Below are 16,227 nucleotides of genomic sequence, written 5' to 3' on the forward strand. Positions count from 1 at the left end.
TATTTTACGATTGCTCCGATGTTTTATTTTGTTTAACATCGTTTAATTGTTTTTGCAAATCTTGAACTGCTTTTTCAACTTTCTCTTTTTCTTTAGTTTCTTTCATCTTCATTTCTGATTCCATTTCAATACGACGTGTTTCTGCTTTTTTAGATTCATACGGAATGAATACGGCACCCACTTCTAAGTCGATAATACCAGGCTTTATTAATTTACCATTTTCATCACGTTTAATATTCTTTGCCATACTCGGATAGTAATTCAGTTTATTCGAAATAGTACGCAAATCACCAATTACTTCTATACCGTCTTTCATAAATAATTGAATACGCGATGAAGCCTGTTCATTTGGAATGAAATTTATTTCAGAAATTTGATTCACTATGGCAGGTTCCGTTTGAACGAGCATTTTCACGAGTTTATTTAATTCTTTCTTAGCGAAATTATTTATCAGTGGTGCATTACTTGGTGCTTTAAAATTCTTATGGTGTAATGTTTGACCATTTTCAAGTACTGGATGGAATTCACTACCATCTGGAATAACTCCAACCACATTATATTCATTTACTTTGATAGAAACTCTATTAGGAAAATGTCGTTTCACTGTAACAGATTTTACACCATCTAAATATTCGATATTACTTGAAATATCACCCGTATTTAAACTATAAATACGATCTTTATTAGAAATACTCGCTTTATCCAATATTACTTTTTTGTCATTGAGAATTGTGTCATTCAATGTTACTTTGCTAACATAGCTAATATTTGTAAACATGTATAATAATATTAATGTGACTACTGCGACAATTGTTAAGAACATGATTAACTGAATGCGTTGTTTTCGTTTGCGACGTTTTTTCTTCTCTTCTACAAAGTGAGGAGACTCAATGATTTTTTCTTCCATACATTATTGTAATAACTTCACTTGTTGAATGAAGTCTTCTCCTCTTACTTCATATGTTGGATACTGATCCCAACTTGCACACGCTGGACTTAATAATACTATATCACCTGCAATGGTTTTATCCTTAGTCTTTATCACAGCATCTTTCACATCAATACAAACTGTAAAGTCAATTTGATGTTCCTTAGCAAATGATACTAATTTCTCAGTCGTTTCACCGAATATATACATATGTTTAACACGACTCACATACGTATCTAAATCTTCAAATCCGTTACCACGATCTAACCCACCACATAACCAGTGAATAGGCGAATTAAACGCATTAAGTGCGAATGTTGTTGCTAACGTATTTGTCGCTTTTGAGTCATTATAATACTTTACATCTTCTATCGTCGTCACAAATTGCAAGCGGTGTTTGATTCCTTCGAATGACTTTAGAGTCGCGATGATACTCTCATTAGGGATACCACTTAACTTCGCAGCAGCTACACTTGATAAAATATTTTCTAAATTATGTTGGCCAGGTAAGACGACATCTTTCACATCTATGATAAATTCATCTTTAAAGTAAACTTTATCACTGTCAATATAGGCACCATTTACTTTTTCCTGTGTACTGAAATATATAATTTGACTGTTAATACACAGACTTTCAAGTAAAACTTTTTGTTTGTCATTAAAAATTAAATAATCTTCTGCAGTCTGATTCTTAACAATATTTAATTTGGCATTAACATATTCCTCTTGAGTACCGTGATAATCTAAATGGGCAGAATAAATATTAGTAATTAATGCAATGTGCGGCCTGAAATTTTCTATCCCCATTAATTGGAATGAAGATAACTCAGTAATTAAAGTATCTTCTGGTTTAGCATTTTGTGCAATTAACGATGCAACAAACCCAATGTTTCCACATAATAAACCTGCTTGATTACTATGTTTAAACATATCACCGATAAGCGACGTTACAGTTGTCTTACCATTTGTTCCAGTGATGCCAATCATTTTACCTTCATTAATTTCATATGCTAATTCAACTTCTGTAATAATAGGAATATTTCGATTCATCGCTTCTTCAATAAACGGAATTGTATATGGGATTCCCGGATTTTTCACAATCAAAGATACACCATTTAATAATTCAACTGGATGATGGCCACTTACCACTTGAATTCCCAGTGCTTCAAGTTCTTTTGCTTCGTTTGTCAAGCTGACATCTTTGCCATCATTAACTTTCACCTTTGCTCCAAGTAAATGCAATAATTTGGCTGTTTCATAACCACTTTTGCCAAGTCCAAGTACTAAAATATTTTTATCTTCATATTTTGATATATGTTTCACTTAGTTCACTCCTAAATAAATCCCGATTAGTCCTGAAATAATACCTACTGTCCAAAAAACGATGACAATTTTCCATTCACTCCAACCACCTAATTCAAAATGATGGTGCAATGGACTCATTCTGAAAATACGTTTCCCAGTTAGTTTGAAAGAAGTAACTTGTAACATTACTGATAAGGTTTCCAATACAAATACTAACCCTATAAAAATCAACGTTAATTCTTGATTCAACATAATTGAAACTGTTGCTATCACACCACCCAGTGCAAGTGAACCAGTATCTCCCATGAATAATTTTGCTTTATATTTATTGTAGATTAAAAATCCACATAAACTACCAATAAGAATTGCTAGATAATACATCATTCCTTGGCTCATGGAATGATGAGCTAAATAGAAATAACAACTAAAAGCAATAATAGATAAGCCTGTTGCTAATCCGTCAAGTCCATCTGTTAAGTTCACAGCATTTGAGAAACCAACTTGCCAGAAAACAATAAACACGACGTAGAAAAATGATAAAGGAATGCCAAAGTCTGTGAAAGGTAGATTAATTTCATTGGATAATGAAAGTAAACCTAATCCATTACTTACAACGTAGAATAATACGGCAATTAATATTTGAAATAAGAATTTTTGTTTCGATGTTAACCCTTGGTTGTTCTTTTTGACAACAATAATATAATCATCAACAAATCCAATTAATCCAAACCCTAACGTAACTAGAATTAATAATATAATTGGTCCTTTATCTTCAACAAAAAATGTTGCTATCACACTCAAAATAATGGTACTAATTAAGAAAGTTAAACCTCCCATTGTAGGTGTTCCACTTTTTTGTTGGTGACTTTGTGGTCCTTCTTCACGAATTGATTGTCCAAATTTCATACGTTTTAATAACGGGATAAATAAAGGGACTAAAATCGCCGTTAATATAAAACTCACTACTCCAAAAATTAATGCATTCATGCTATTCACTTATCAGCTTATTAACTGATTCCTTTCTTTTCCTTAAATTTTTATTCTGATGTATCCAATTCTAATGTTTAACTATCGTTGTTTGTTTGGTCAGTTTTTTCTTTTTCAGTTTTCTTCTTTTTTGCTTCTGCTTCAAGTTGCTTTTTTAAGGCTTTTTCTTCATCCTTCTTATTCGCATCGATTATATTATCATATGCCGGTGATTGCTTTAAAGGATCAAGAGAGTCCATTGATACCATGACTTTATCACCTTTTTTAACTTTACTGCCAGGTGCAATCGACTGCTTCACAACATAACCACTCCCATCAAATTGAACTTTTATTTGCGTTAGTTGTTCAAAGATGAGTAAATCTCGTTTAGACCATGACGATAAATCCGGCATTGTTATAGCACCATCTGTCATTAAGAATACTTTATCACCTCTAAGAAGATCTGTTTGTTGTGGGATTTGAGAGATTACTTTGTTACCATCCCCAATTACGACTGGTGTAAAGCCAGCACCTTCAATTACACCGCTCGCTTTATCAATATTTGATCCAGTAACACTTTCAACTTCACTTGATAACTTCTTGTCTTTATCCTTGGTCACTCCAACATCTAGGTACTTTAGTGTATTTTCCATTAAAGGTTTATATCCCTTGGAAACTCCCAAATTATATGCTTCTCCTGCATTCTTTTGCGCTAAGGACATTCCATAATAGATTATGACACGTGGATTTTTAGCTGGTGCATATCCCATGAAACTAACCATATAAGGTTGTACACCTTTTACATATCCCCCATTTTTAGTATCTGGCACTTGTGCAGTCCCCGTTTTACCAGCAATTTTATAATCATCAATCTGATAATGATACGCATGCATTTCAGATCCGTAAACGACATCATATAGTGCTTTCATTGTTTTCTGTGCCGTTGATTTAGAAATAGGCTGTCCTACAACTTTTCGTTCACCTTTAAATACAACACTTTTGTCAGGACTGACGATATCTTTTACAAAATATGGACGAATCATCTTACCATCGTTAACTATTGCAGTTTCAGCTTGCACCATTTGAGCTGGACTTACTGATGTAGATTGACCGAAAGCAGTAACTTTCTTACTTAATTCATCTCCCCATGAAATATGGCCCGAAACTTCTGAATCAAATAAAGAGTTTGTCGATTTACCAAACCCAAATTTTTCATAGTATTCTTTCATCTTATCTAGACCTACATCATCTTGTAGTTTCATCATAAGTACGTTGGATGATAATTGGAAACCTTTATTCATCGAAATCATACCCCATCCAACATCGTTCCAATCTGAAATCACACTACCCGCAACTTCACGCTCACCAGACTTGAACTTTTCTTTTGGTTTGAACTTACCTTCTTGTATAGCTGCTGCTAAACCATATGTTTTAAATGTTGAACCTGGCTCATACGTATTTTGATATAAGTTATTCGCCCATTTATCACCAAAATTTTCACGTGTTTGTGGGTTAAAGGTTGGTCGTTGACTATAACCTAATATTTCACCTGTTTTCGCATCAGTAACAACAGCAAATAAATCTTTTGGTTGATAGCGTTTCACCATAGCATCAAGGGAATCTTCAACAAATATTTGGATATTTTTATCGATTGTCAAATTAACATTATCACCATTAATTGCAGGAATTATATTCCCCGACTTTGGCAAGACATATTGCCAAATATCTTGTTTATAACTCGTTTTACCTGCTTTTCCTGACAAATAAGTATCAAATATTTTTTCTGAACCCATCATTCCTTGAATTTGGTTAGTATCTGGATTTTTCTCTGCATAACCTATTAAATGTGATGCAAAGTTACCATTTGGGTAGAAACGTTTCTTCTCTGAAAAAAAAGTTAAACCAGGTAATTTTAATTGTTCTATAGCTTTTTTCTGATTAAATGTTAAATCCTTACCTGCTTTTCCGAATTCAACTTGAAACGCCTTCTTTGTATTTAGTGTCTTTAGTATCGATTTATAAGGCATTTCGATTATTTTACTCAATGCTTTTGCAGTCTTCTTTTTATCTACTACATGTCTTGGTATTTTATCTTTTTGACTCATACGTTTATCTAACACTGCTACAAGTTTATATGAATCGATATCTTCGGCAAGAATCTCCCCATTGCGATCTAGTATTTTTCCACGTACAGGTTGGTTTACAATACTACGTACATATTTTTCACTTGCACGCATTGATAAATCTTGTCCACTAGACTGACCAGTAATCATTACTATAGAATACTTTAAAATCAATGAAAAAAAGAGCAGTCCGAATAACAACACTAAAAGGACCGCTCCTATTTTATTTTTTCTTATTTTAAGCTTAGTTCGTGACATTTTTTTGCACTACCTTTACGTTATCATTATTCAAGCTTAGACCAAATGATTTAGCTTTACTATAGACACGTTCGTAAGAAGATTGTTTCATCGCTTCAGAATTTAATTCACCATTCACAGATTTTTGATGAACTATTTTTTGTTCAATCGCAGCAATCTTACTATTCGTTTGATACGCATCGTATTTTAAAGATAGCATATAAATACTGACTAAAGCAATCAATGTTACCAATGATAAATAGACTAATTTTTCTAATTTAGATAACGAAACAACATGGGTTTTGGTTACAGTCCTAGTTTTAACTTCCGTTTGTGGCTGAGCTTGTCCATAATAATTTTGATTAATATATTCTACTGCCATGTTGTCACCTCTATTTTAATATTTCTACTACTCTTAGTTTCGCACTGCGGGCTCTGTTGTTTTCATCCAATTCCTCTTGTGTTGACACGATTGGCTTTCTATTGACACGTTTTAATTTCGGTTTGAATTCATCTGGTATGACTGGTAGTCCTCTCGGAATATCAGGTCCCTTTTCGTATTCCTGAAACACTTGTTTACAAAGTCTGTCTTCTAATGAGTGAAATGTAATCACACTAATTCTTCCACCGACTTTAACTGAAGCAATCGCTTGTTCAATCGATTCTTCAAAAGCACCAAGTTCGTCATTTACTGCAATTCTTATAGCTTGAAAGACTCGTTTTGCGGGATGTCCGCCTGTTCTCCTTGCTGGTGCTGGAATTGCATCTTTAATAATTTCAACTAATTCAGATGTTGTTTCTATCGGTGCTGATTCTCTTAACTTTTCAATTTTTCTAGCGATTTGTTTAGAAAATTTCTCTTCACCATATCGAAAGAATATAGAAACTAACTTTTCATAAGGCCATTCGTTTACTACTTCATATGCAGAAAGGTTTTGTGATTGATCCATACGCATATCAAGTTTTGCTTCTTGGTGATAGCTAAATCCTCGATCTCCAACATCAAGTTGTGGACTAGAAACACCTAAGTCGTACAAAATTCCATCGACTTTATCAATATTAAGTTCGTCTAGAATCGCTCTTAAATTTCTAAAGTTTTCTTTGACGAAAGTTACTTTATCTAAATGGTCTTTCAAAATGATGTGTGCGTTATCAATAGCTGTTTGGTCTTGATCGATTGAAATCAACCTACCATCCGTTAATTGCTTTACTAAATAAAGACTATGACCTGCTCCACCTAATGTACAATCAACGTAAATGCCATTTGGATTTATATTAAGTTGATTGACAGTTTCTTTTAATAACACGGTAATATGATGGAACATGACATCCTCCTATAAATCAAAATCAATTAACTCTTCAGCAATTTCTTCATAATGTTCTTCGGTATCATCATAGAAATCATTCCAGCTACTTCTATCCCAAATCTCAATTCGACTTGAAACACCAATTACTGTACATTCTTTCGATAAACCCGCATATTCCATTAAATTCTTTGGAATATTAATACGCCCTTGTTTATCTATTTCTACTTCGACTGCACCAGAGAAAAATAAACGCATAAATTTTCTGGCATCTCGTTTAGTTATTGGCAAAGTCTTTAATTTTTCTTCAATTCTTTTCCATTCATCTAAAGGATAGCCAAACAAACACTTATCAAGGCCACGCGTGATTACGAAATGTTCAGTCAATTCATCTCGGAACTTTGCAGGTACAATCATGCGACCTTTGGTATCCAATTGATGTTGATATTCACCCATGAACATATTCATCACCTAGCCTTAATATAAATTTACCACATCCCACCACTTTCCTCCACTAATTATACAAAACTTTTTGAATTTTTATTATTAACGACAAAAAAAGCCCCCACCACGCATTTTTTTCGTGGTGGGGGATAATCCCAAAAAATCTACATATATTCTTTTGAGGTGGAACGTTATGGTTTTATGATGGTGTGATCAAAACCATAGTATGTGATACTTTCAATCACTTCATCAAAAATACCAAAATGATGATTGTTGATGAATTGTAATGGATGCATTAAACGTTCCTGCAATCCACCGCCTGGATGTAATACATTTCCGATTGCATTCAATGCTTTAAAATCGATATCATGACGACGTTTAATATCATGGTGGTATCGCTTTTTGAAGTATTCAAATTGACGCTTATGGTAATTTAAATTATCTTGTAATAATTGTTTCGTTTCTTGTGTGACCTCTAACAATTGCATTGCCTCATAGTCTTTTTCTAAGTTTGAAATAGTCTCTTGCATCTGACTTAAAAGCAATGGATTTTCTTTAGAACCTAAAAATTCATTTTGAAACTTAGCAATGCCAAATTCAAATAAATCTTCATTTGAAATATTAAAACGTTTCATGTCTTTTAAAACTTTATCATTCGTATACGTAATACGCATACGTGGTACAACTGGCGGCATCTCTACTTTCGCAAAATCAAAAACTTGCTTAAGTTCTCCCCAGTATTTGATTTCAGAAGGTCCTCCGATGAACGACAATGTATTAAACATCATTTCTTCCATTAAAGGACGCGTTACCACGTTGTTGCTAAACAAATGCGGTGCAGCTTGAATCTTTGCACGAATTTCAGCTTTAGTAAATACCGCATCAGACTTTGGTAATACATATTTACCATCAATACATTTCAACAATTGGCGTTTTCCATCATATGACATAAACAAATGAACATTGGTATCTGTAATAATTTGCTGTTCATTAATCAGTGATTTCATTTTATCTTGACCATATCTAAAAGCTTGATCAATTTCTGCGTGGTTATCAAACATCCATACAAGTATATCTGTTTCAAGTGATCTAAATGCTTTATTTTGACTATCAATTAATAATAATCCGTAATCTTTAAATAAAGTATGAATAATAAATTGAAAATGATCTGTCCAATTGTTTGGTAAAGCATTTAATAATGCATGAATTGATTTTGTTGTTTTCGTTTCTACAAGACTCGTAATAAAACGATCAATAGTGAATTTCAATGCTTCCTCTTCAAAAACGAGCGTTGAAACACTATCAGTAACATCTTCAGACGGATGATATTTAATTTTATGTAAATAATGTTCACTTGAATATACGTTAACATGATTCACTTCATCAAAATCATGATCTTCTCCCGCAATCCAAAATACCGGAACAATTTCAGTGCCTAATTTTTTTGATTGTTCTTTGGCTAAAACGATAATCGAAATAATTTTATGTAATGTATACATTGGACTAACGAAAAGACCCGCTTGTTGTCCACCAATGACTACTTTATTACCTTTACTAATACGCTCTATATTTTCTTTTTGTGATACGCTTAATTCATACTTCACCATATATGATTCAATGATTTGCGCAAGTTGCGCTTCTAAACCATTTGCGGGGTAGTTCATACGCGCTTTATAACTTTCATCTTTCGTCACATCATATTGATATTGTGATAACACTTCATCCTGATGAGTATAGCGCTCTATAAAAGTACCTTTTTTATCTGTAATTTGTTTAATTATCTCCACTTTGTTTACACCTCGCATTTTATCATTATTTAGTATAATGATATTCAAGCACAAATACAATTTTACGGCTTGTAATGACAAAAAAATAAGTGCATCGCCGAAGCGATACACCTATTTGTTATTATTTAGAAACTACTTCTTTACCATTGTATGAACCACATGATGGACATACGCGGTGAGATAATTTCATTTCGCCACATGATGGACATTCAACCATACCAGGTACTGATAATTTGAAGTGTGTACGACGTTTTCTTTTCGCTGTTTTAGATGTTCTTCTAAAAGGAACTGCCATTGTATTTTGCCTCCTATCAATCTAGTTTTCAGACATATTGTCTTTTAAAGCTTGAAGTTTTGCTAACCTAGGATCAACCTTAGGCTTTTCTTCTTCTAATTGACTTTCATCAATTACTTCCCAACCTTTACCCTTCGTTAGTTCTAAATCAACATCCTCTTTTACCACACGTACAGGTTTGTTAATCACAACTAACTCTTGAATAACGGGTGTTAAGTCTATAACACCATTATGAATGGCGTGTCTATTCTCATCATATTCAACATAATCGTTATCATCAAAATATTCCACTGAATGAATGTCGAATGGAACTTCAACATCTTCTAATGTTCGTGCACAAGTCATGACAAATTGTCCAGTTACATATAAATCAGCTACTACTTCGTTTGACTTAGGCGTTAATTTACCTTTCACCTTTATTGGTGATATATCAACTAACTGTAAGCTAGATTTTAAATGATTTAAGTTGATTTCAGATTCAAATGGATAACCACTATCACGGTGTTTTCTTAATTCAGCTAATGACCATTTCATATGGTTTCACCTCTTACAAACACAAAATTTATTTTACCTCTTTTTATAACAGTTTGTCAAGATTTTTTCTTAACAGATATTTCTGTTACAATCAACATTATAAACTGATGTGAGGGGAATTACAATGAAGTCAATCGGAATTATTTGTGAATATAATCCGTTTCATAATGGACATAAGTATCATATAGAGCAAATTAAAAAAAATTATCCAAATGCTTATATAGTTGCCATTATGAGTGGCCAATTTGTTCAGCGCGGTGAACCTGCATTTATCAATAAATTCATTCGAACTGAAATGGCACTCGATTACGTCGACTTAGTTGTTGAAATGCCTCAATTCTATGCCGCGAGTTATGCCGACGACTTTGCCCGTGGAGGAATTACAATTGCAAAATCACTTGGCCTAGAAGGACTATCTTTTGGCAGTGAAAGTGGCAAATTAGCTACTTTTGATATTAAATTAGCACAACCAACCATTAATGATATACGCACAGGAGCAGCATATCCGAAACTTATGGATAAAGGATTGAAATCAAATGATATATTAGCACAAAGTTATATGAAAGCCAAAAACGAAATTTATTCAGCACTGAAGTTGATTCCAGTTAAACGATACAGTAATGAATATTTAGAAGTAGAACTTACTGGTAGTATATCAAGTGCCACAGCAATTCGAAAAAATTACTTTTACGGAGTTGCGATTGAGAACACTATGCCCCGAAGTGAATTAATTCACCATCCTGTTAGATGGGAAGATTACTATTTCCTATTAAAATATCGAATTTTATCGATGGAGATTAGTGAGCTTGCGGAAATTTATACGATGTACGAAGGATTAGAAAATAGATTAAAGAAAGTCATTGGTGAAGCAGATACATTTGACGCATTGATTAATAAAATGGTATCAAAACGTTATACGAGAAGTCGTATTCAAAGATTATTAGTATATGTGTTATTAAATATTAAAGAATATGACGTGAGTCGATTGAAAGAGATTTCTGCTGTGCGTGTCCTTGGGATGAATGATGTGGGACGTGAATTTATAAAAACAATAGATAGCACTGAAGTTGTAACCAATGTGAATAAAAAAACGCGCAATTATTTCGAAATTGAAATTAAAGCAACTGAAATATATAACCTAATCAGTGGTAGTAAAATGACAGATTTTAATACACCCGTGATTTATAAGAAGTAAGGTTGTAGAGCTGTTGGTAAGCGACTGTATTTTTTGACTTACAGTCCCTTACTCCAAAAATATATCCTAAAACAAAAGGCCACACATTTTCCAGTGTGGCCAATAACATTATTTACTACTCTTCTTGCTCTAGCTCTTTAAATTTTTCTTTTAACGCAAGCTCAACATTTTTTGACACAATGCTTGATACATCCCCACCATATTTTGCAACTTCTTTTACCATACTCGATGATATAAATGAATATTGATTATTCGTCATCATATATAACGTTTCAATATCATCATTTAACTTTTTATTCATACTTGTCAGTTGCATCTCATATTCAAAGTCTGAAACAGCTCTTAATCCACGAACAATTTGTTTTGCACCAATACGTTCACAGAAATCTACTAACAAACCTGAAAAATAATCTACTTTAACATTTGGTAAGTCTTTTACCGCTTCTTCAATTAATGATAGTCTTTCATCAATTGAAAAAAATCCAGTTTTCTTTGAATTATTTAACACAGACACATGAACTTCATCAAACAATCCACAACTTCTTTTAATAATGTCTAAGTGACCTTTTGTAATAGGATCAAAACTACCAGGTACTACTGCAATTGTTTTACTCATAATTACCTCTTAATATGATTAATTTTGTTATGCCATATGTTTCATTTTTTATAATTTCATAGTCTAAAGTATCAATCGATTCATTCTTCTCACATTCTATAAGGATTTGCCCACCTTTTGCAAGTAAATCAAACGACTGTATAAGGGGTAATGCATCGTTTACTATATTTTTCTGATATGGTGGATCTAAAAATATCATATCAAATTGGATGTTACGTTTATTAAGAGCTTTCAAAGCTCTTTTATAATCATTTTTATATATTTCAACATCTTCATCTAAGAATGATGTATTCTTTTTTATCATTTGGATTGCATCAAAACTACCATCTACAAATATGACTTTCGAAAGTCCACGACTAATAGCTTCTACCCCAAGTCCTCCGCTGCCAGCAAATAAATCAAGGCCAATACCATCCATCGGGCCAAGTATATTAAACATCGTTTCTTTAATTTTATCTGTAGTTGGTCTTGAAGTTATACCTTTTGGGGCTGTTAAGTGAAATCTTTTATATTTTCCGCCTATTACGCGCATATATTACTCCTTTGAAAAATGTATTCTTATGGTCCTTTCATGTATAATATAATTATCTAACATGTAAGGAGACTATTATGAAACAAGCTTTTATCTCACTCGGCGAAGGTTATAGTGATCTTTTCGAACTCGAGCAATTAATGAAATACAATCACGAGCGTACGGATTGCATATTATTTTTACATACGACGCTTGAAGCAACACCTAAAACGTCAATAGTACTTATTATGAATCCCACTAAAGATGGTAATTTTCAAGCAATGTACAGTATTTTTGAAGGAATGAATTATCCTTATCCAAAAAGCAACAAGCGCTTTGACTTAGTGAAATCATGGGCTGACAAGTACCAAATTACGATTAAAGAATTTGATGTTAAAGCAAAACACTTCTTTCATGAAGATGCATTATACCATCAATATTTAATCGGTGTCCTTCGGTTACAACGCATTATAAAACCGATGCATTAAATTCTTTGGCATCTGAACTGTAATCCATTTTAAGTTGTTTATATGGTGAAATTAATACATTACTCACAAACTTTAATTTCTCAAGTTGCGTAAGTGTTGTTTCTAAATCAGCACTATTGATATACATAGAAACCCATTTATCTTTACGATTACTATGTATGATATGACCGTATTTTCGAATCTGGCGTTCATGTTTATTGCTTTTTAAGTAAATTATTAGTTGTTCTCTTTGAACTAAAGTCATACACTTCTTTCCTCTCATTCAGCTTTCTTTTATAGTATCATTAGTTCTGTTAAAATTAAAATATCAATTTAATTATGGAGGTCAATCTTTTGAAAAAATACACTTTATTAAAAACCGCAGCTTTAACAGGTCTTTCGTATTCATTAGCAATAGCTGCTACAAAAATGACTAGCAAACAAAGTATTCGTGTGATCAAACCATTCTTTAGCAAGCGTTCACCATACATATTTGCACATCGTGGTGGTATGAAATTAGCACCAGAACATACAATGGCCGCATTTAAAAATTCCCATAAACTAGGAATCGATGGATTTGAAATTGATGTACGATTAACTAAGGATAATGTTATCGTTGTTTTCCATGATGCCCTTGTAGATCGTGTATCAAATGGTTCAGGTAGAGTAAGTGAACATACCCTTGAAGAATTACGTAAACTTGACTTCGGATTTCATTTCAAAGATATTAATGGTGAATTCCCTTATCGTGGTAACGCTGATGCTAAAATCGTAACTTTAGATGAATTGCTTGATACATTCCCAGATATGCTAATCAATATTGATATTAAAGATAAAGCAAAGTCAACAGCAGGTCAATTAGCACCCGTTTTACTTTATCGTTTAATACATGCCAAAAATGCATTCGATCGTGTTTGCGTGACAAGCTTTGAGGATGAACAGATAAAACGTTTTAATACTTATGCACATGATCGTATAGCGATTGGTGCTGGCCAAAAAGAAGTCGCACGTGCGTATTACGCATTCAATGCAGGTATGAAACATACCTATAATCCAAAAGCAGATACTTTCCAATTGCCAACTAGCTATCAAGGATTTACTTTAAATAATGAAAAGTTTATTCATTTCTTACAACAACTTAACATAGCTGTAGGTTATTGGGTAATCAATAGTATTGATGAAATGGATGCTCTACTAAAAAAAGGGGCACATACAATCGTAACTGATAGACCAGATATTGCAATGCATTTAATTCACGAAAAATATAAAAAATAAAGGGGTGGCTATGCTACTCCTTTATTTTTTATTTCATATATTTCAATACCTCTATAATGAGTTATATTTTCAATTTCTAAATCCACTAATCCAAATATCGATTCAAGTTGCTTTTTGCGATTAACGAATAGATTGATTTTATAATAAAAGATAATCTTTCCTTTTTTCTTCAAGATGCGTTTAAATTCCTTTACAAGCGATTCTTTATCAACAAAAGTGTCAAACGGTTGATTGATTAATATATAATGAAATTTGTTATTTCTATAAGGTAATAGCTCGCTTGATGCGATTTCATAATTATAATGCGGATATATATGCATCGCTACTTGAAGATTGCGAATAGATTGATCTAAAATATATCCTTTAATATTAGTTTGTTGATCGAGTGTGTTGATCCATTTACCAGTATGGCAGCCAATACATAATATTTTTTGATGATATTTCAACATTAAATATGATACTAAAAACTTCTCAAATATTGGAATAAATAATAAATCACTATTCTTCGCACGATATAAAATTTCATCAGTTCGATTTAGAAATTTAATTTTTTTCTCCCATTTGGATATAAGTTTCTTTTCATTTTGTTCCATAAATGCCTCCTAACTACACCCACACCCACTACTACACGTATGTGATTCAAAGAAAGGATTTCCTTTCTCGATTTTAACTTCAGTTGAAACCGATGTTGCAATAATTACGAGAACTTCATCGAGTAGTGTTTGTAACTGCGTTTCAAGTTGCTTAAAATGAGCTACATCTGGATGCATTTCATATTCTTTTTTCTTGCGACGTGTTTCTAACATTACAGTTTGGTAGTCAGGATGATAACGTCCAAAACGGTTTACTTCATCATATTTTTCTTTTAGCTTAATCAGGTTAATTTTTATTTGTTGGACTTCATGATTATGCTCTAAAGCAATAAAGGCTTCTTTATAATTTATATAAGCAGTGCTATTAAGAATCATTTTATTTAATAAATCAGCATTATCCATTACTTCCATCACATCTATATCATAAATCATTTCTACACTTCCCTATCTATTGTTCTTCAATTGACGTGTTATTTATAAATATCAATGAATAATATGAACCAGAAATTCCGCCACCCATTTCATTAATATTTTTATTAAGCATATTCTCTCGATGTTCATCTGAATTTAACCAACTATTAATAAGGCTTGGAACATCATCAAAATTAAAAGCGATATTTTGTGACAAATGTAGATATTCAATATCTAGTTTGTTTAACTCACTACCAATTTCATCTTCAACTTGTTTCACTTTCTCTTTTTTATTAATATTTAAAGATGCGACTTGAAACTGAGCCACATGATTAATTAATTCATTTGTTTCAAGAGGTTTCCTGCCATTAATTTGTCTCATATAATTCGTAATTTCAAACATTGTAAGTACTTTATTACTATTTATCGTTACTTCATCATTAGTATGCTTTAATTCATCTAATGTCTTCTCAATCGTTTCACCATTACTACTCATTGCATATGGTTGCATGTCTATAAGGGTATCCGGTTCAATATAACGTATCGCCATAACCTTATTTGATATACGATCAATATATACTTGTAAGAATAAATTATCATATTGTATTAATGTCTGAGTTTTTATATCTACTTCGGTAAGTTGGAATTGAAATTCACCTTGCTCTGTTCTAATCACAGGTTCACTCACAATTGCATTTCCATTGAATATGTTATCTGCACTTTGCCCTATCTTGAAAGGATAGCTTTTAGCCAATGATCCAGTTGCATATAACATAACAATTTTTTCATTTTGTACCCCAACAATATAATATTGATTCTTGAACTCATATACAAAATTTTTATAATTAAAATTAGAATCGTATATACGTTTTGGATATCCATATTTTTTCGTAAACACATTTATGTCTGCACCAATGTATACGCCTAGCCCTTGTCTTAACTTTGGATGTTTAACAGTTTTATTTGATGTTGGTTTGATTTTTTCATGCAATACTTTTTCTTTTGCTGGATTCTCAAGCACATCAAACTTTAACGAAGGTGAATAAAACAAATAAAATAAAAACACACCCATCAGAATTATTAATAAAAGTTTTATTAAAATACTTTTCAAAAAAACACCTTCTTTATCTTTTTCTTTACACTATTCTAACATTATTTGAATTGAAATGAATATTCGATTGCATGAATAGCATTTTTATCTTAAAATTGAAGGTAGAATGATTTAGGGAGGAACTA

Annotated in this window: 19 protein-coding genes; 3 read left to right on the forward strand and 16 right to left on the reverse strand. The window is 32.3% G+C overall.

Annotated features, from left to right (window positions below):
• Window positions 1–4: 4 nt before the first annotated feature.
• The 10 genes from ACMGE9_RS01345 to ACMGE9_RS01390 form a co-directional block, all read right to left on the reverse strand.
• A complete protein-coding gene (locus ACMGE9_RS01345; RefSeq protein ID WP_414043463.1) occupies window positions 5–907 on the reverse strand; it encodes a cell division protein FtsQ/DivIB in 903 nt (300 codons plus the stop codon).
• Window positions 908–910: 3 nt separating this feature from the next.
• The gene (gene murD / locus ACMGE9_RS01350) at window positions 911–2,251 is read right to left on the reverse strand and encodes a UDP-N-acetylmuramoyl-L-alanine--D-glutamate ligase (RefSeq protein ID WP_414043464.1); all 1,341 of its coding nucleotides are present in this window, start codon (window positions 2,249–2,251) and stop codon (window positions 911–913) included.
• Window positions 2,252–3,220 (reverse strand): phospho-N-acetylmuramoyl-pentapeptide-transferase, encoded by a 969-nt coding sequence (mraY, locus tag ACMGE9_RS01355; RefSeq protein WP_414043465.1) that lies wholly within the window; start codon window positions 3,218–3,220, stop codon window positions 2,252–2,254.
• 77 nt (window positions 3,221–3,297) lie between these two features.
• Window positions 3,298–5,580: a penicillin-binding transpeptidase domain-containing protein gene (locus tag ACMGE9_RS01360; RefSeq protein WP_414043466.1), complete on the reverse strand. Its 2,283-nt coding sequence runs from the start codon at window positions 5,578–5,580 to the stop codon at window positions 3,298–3,300.
• On the reverse strand, window positions 5,567–5,941 hold the full coding sequence (gene ftsL, locus ACMGE9_RS01365) for a cell division protein FtsL (RefSeq protein ID WP_414043467.1): 375 nt from the start codon (window positions 5,939–5,941) through the stop codon (window positions 5,567–5,569). The genes ACMGE9_RS01360 and ftsL overlap by 14 nt, the downstream gene beginning before the upstream one ends.
• Before the next feature lie 10 nt (window positions 5,942–5,951).
• Complete coding sequence (gene rsmH / locus ACMGE9_RS01370; RefSeq protein ID WP_414043468.1) at window positions 5,952–6,884, reverse strand: 16S rRNA (cytosine(1402)-N(4))-methyltransferase RsmH; 933 nt, start codon at window positions 6,882–6,884, stop codon at window positions 5,952–5,954.
• A gap of 9 nt (window positions 6,885–6,893) precedes the next feature.
• Window positions 6,894–7,325, reverse strand: a complete 432-nt coding sequence (gene mraZ, locus ACMGE9_RS01375) for a division/cell wall cluster transcriptional repressor MraZ (RefSeq protein WP_414044426.1) — start codon at window positions 7,323–7,325, stop codon at window positions 6,894–6,896.
• 173 nt (window positions 7,326–7,498) lie between these two features.
• Window positions 7,499–9,094, reverse strand: a complete 1,596-nt coding sequence (bshC, locus tag ACMGE9_RS01380) for a bacillithiol biosynthesis cysteine-adding enzyme BshC (protein WP_414043469.1) — start codon at window positions 9,092–9,094, stop codon at window positions 7,499–7,501.
• A 121-nt stretch (window positions 9,095–9,215) separates the two neighbouring features.
• Complete coding sequence (rpmF, locus tag ACMGE9_RS01385; RefSeq protein WP_041635879.1) at window positions 9,216–9,389, reverse strand: 50S ribosomal protein L32; 174 nt, start codon at window positions 9,387–9,389, stop codon at window positions 9,216–9,218.
• Window positions 9,390–9,410: 21 nt separating this feature from the next.
• Window positions 9,411–9,923 carry a YceD family protein gene (locus ACMGE9_RS01390; protein WP_414043470.1) on the reverse strand — a complete coding sequence of 171 codons (513 nt, stop codon included), beginning with the start codon at window positions 9,921–9,923 and terminating at the stop codon, window positions 9,411–9,413.
• Window positions 9,924–10,047: 124 nt separating this feature from the next.
• On the opposite strand from ACMGE9_RS01390, the gene ACMGE9_RS01395 reads away from it, so the two are divergent.
• Window positions 10,048–11,118 carry a nucleotidyltransferase family protein gene (locus ACMGE9_RS01395; RefSeq protein WP_414043471.1) on the forward strand — a complete coding sequence of 357 codons (1,071 nt, stop codon included), beginning with the start codon at window positions 10,048–10,050 and terminating at the stop codon, window positions 11,116–11,118.
• Window positions 11,119–11,233: 115 nt separating this feature from the next.
• Here ACMGE9_RS01395 and coaD read toward each other — a convergent pair whose 3' ends face one another.
• Window positions 11,234–11,734, reverse strand: coding sequence for a pantetheine-phosphate adenylyltransferase (gene coaD / locus ACMGE9_RS01400; RefSeq protein ID WP_414043472.1), 501 nt, complete (start codon window positions 11,732–11,734; stop codon window positions 11,234–11,236).
• Window positions 11,727–12,266, reverse strand: a complete 540-nt coding sequence (gene rsmD, locus ACMGE9_RS01405) for a 16S rRNA (guanine(966)-N(2))-methyltransferase RsmD (protein ID WP_414043473.1) — start codon at window positions 12,264–12,266, stop codon at window positions 11,727–11,729. Before rsmD ends, coaD begins: the two co-directional genes overlap by 8 nt.
• A 77-nt stretch (window positions 12,267–12,343) precedes the next feature.
• On the opposite strand from rsmD, the gene ACMGE9_RS01410 reads away from it, so the two are divergent.
• Window positions 12,344–12,733 carry a hypothetical protein gene (locus tag ACMGE9_RS01410; RefSeq protein ID WP_414043474.1) on the forward strand — a complete coding sequence of 130 codons (390 nt, stop codon included), beginning with the start codon at window positions 12,344–12,346 and terminating at the stop codon, window positions 12,731–12,733.
• Here the strand turns inward: ACMGE9_RS01410 and ACMGE9_RS01415 are convergent.
• Window positions 12,714–12,977 (reverse strand): DUF2129 domain-containing protein, encoded by a 264-nt coding sequence (locus ACMGE9_RS01415; protein WP_414043475.1) that lies wholly within the window; start codon window positions 12,975–12,977, stop codon window positions 12,714–12,716. The two genes, ACMGE9_RS01410 and ACMGE9_RS01415, sit on opposite strands and share 20 nt — an antisense overlap.
• A gap of 74 nt (window positions 12,978–13,051) precedes the next feature.
• Here ACMGE9_RS01415 and ACMGE9_RS01420 point away from each other — a divergent pair, with 74 nt between their 5' ends.
• Entirely contained in the window at window positions 13,052–13,987 is a 936-nt protein-coding gene (locus ACMGE9_RS01420) for a glycerophosphodiester phosphodiesterase (RefSeq protein ID WP_414043476.1), read from the forward strand.
• Between the two features lie 8 nt (window positions 13,988–13,995).
• Here ACMGE9_RS01420 and ACMGE9_RS01425 read toward each other — a convergent pair whose 3' ends face one another.
• Genes ACMGE9_RS01425 through ACMGE9_RS01435 form a run of 3 tightly spaced genes read right to left on the reverse strand, consistent with a single transcriptional unit; the run spans window position 13,996 to window position 16,102 of the window.
• Entirely contained in the window at window positions 13,996–14,580 is a 585-nt protein-coding gene (locus ACMGE9_RS01425; RefSeq protein WP_414043477.1) for a class I SAM-dependent methyltransferase, read from the reverse strand.
• 9 nt (window positions 14,581–14,589) lie between these two features.
• Window positions 14,590–15,012, reverse strand: coding sequence for a YlbF family regulator (locus ACMGE9_RS01430; protein ID WP_414043478.1), 423 nt, complete (start codon window positions 15,010–15,012; stop codon window positions 14,590–14,592).
• A gap of 16 nt (window positions 15,013–15,028) precedes the next feature.
• The gene (locus tag ACMGE9_RS01435) at window positions 15,029–16,102 is read right to left on the reverse strand and encodes a CAP-associated domain-containing protein (RefSeq protein WP_414043479.1); all 1,074 of its coding nucleotides are present in this window, start codon (window positions 16,100–16,102) and stop codon (window positions 15,029–15,031) included.
• Window positions 16,103–16,227: the final 125 nt, after the last annotated feature.

The sequence above is a fragment of the Macrococcus animalis genome (assembly GCF_047425875.1).
Lineage (GTDB): Bacteria > Bacillota > Bacilli > Staphylococcales > Staphylococcaceae > Macrococcoides > Macrococcoides animalis.

Coding starts and splice junctions, on each gene's coding strand:
- ACMGE9_RS01345 (WP_414043463.1), bottom strand. CDS start 907: ATGGAAGAAAAAATCATTGAGTCTCCTCACTTTGTAGAAGAGAAGAAA.
- mraY (WP_414043465.1), bottom strand. CDS start 3,220: ATGAATGCATTAATTTTTGGAGTAGTGAGTTTTATATTAACGGCGATT.
- ACMGE9_RS01360 (WP_414043466.1), bottom strand. CDS start 5,580: ATGTCACGAACTAAGCTTAAAATAAGAAAAAATAAAATAGGAGCGGTC.
- ftsL (WP_414043467.1), bottom strand. CDS start 5,941: ATGGCAGTAGAATATATTAATCAAAATTATTATGGACAAGCTCAGCCA.
- rsmH (WP_414043468.1), bottom strand. CDS start 6,884: ATGTTCCATCATATTACCGTGTTATTAAAAGAAACTGTCAATCAACTT.
- mraZ (WP_414044426.1), bottom strand. CDS start 7,325: ATGTTCATGGGTGAATATCAACATCAATTGGATACCAAAGGTCGCATG.
- rpmF (WP_041635879.1), bottom strand. CDS start 9,389: ATGGCAGTTCCTTTTAGAAGAACATCTAAAACAGCGAAAAGAAAACGT.
- ACMGE9_RS01390 (WP_414043470.1), bottom strand. CDS start 9,923: ATGAAATGGTCATTAGCTGAATTAAGAAAACACCGTGATAGTGGTTAT.
- ACMGE9_RS01395 (WP_414043471.1), top strand. CDS start 10,048: ATGAAGTCAATCGGAATTATTTGTGAATATAATCCGTTTCATAATGGA.
- coaD (WP_414043472.1), bottom strand. CDS start 11,734: ATGAGTAAAACAATTGCAGTAGTACCTGGTAGTTTTGATCCTATTACA.
- rsmD (WP_414043473.1), bottom strand. CDS start 12,266: ATGCGCGTAATAGGCGGAAAATATAAAAGATTTCACTTAACAGCCCCA.
- ACMGE9_RS01410 (WP_414043474.1), top strand. CDS start 12,344: ATGAAACAAGCTTTTATCTCACTCGGCGAAGGTTATAGTGATCTTTTC.
- ACMGE9_RS01415 (WP_414043475.1), bottom strand. CDS start 12,977: ATGACTTTAGTTCAAAGAGAACAACTAATAATTTACTTAAAAAGCAAT.
- ACMGE9_RS01420 (WP_414043476.1), top strand. CDS start 13,052: ATGGAGGTCAATCTTTTGAAAAAATACACTTTATTAAAAACCGCAGCT.
- ACMGE9_RS01425 (WP_414043477.1), bottom strand. CDS start 14,580: ATGGAACAAAATGAAAAGAAACTTATATCCAAATGGGAGAAAAAAATT.
- ACMGE9_RS01430 (WP_414043478.1), bottom strand. CDS start 15,012: ATGATTTATGATATAGATGTGATGGAAGTAATGGATAATGCTGATTTA.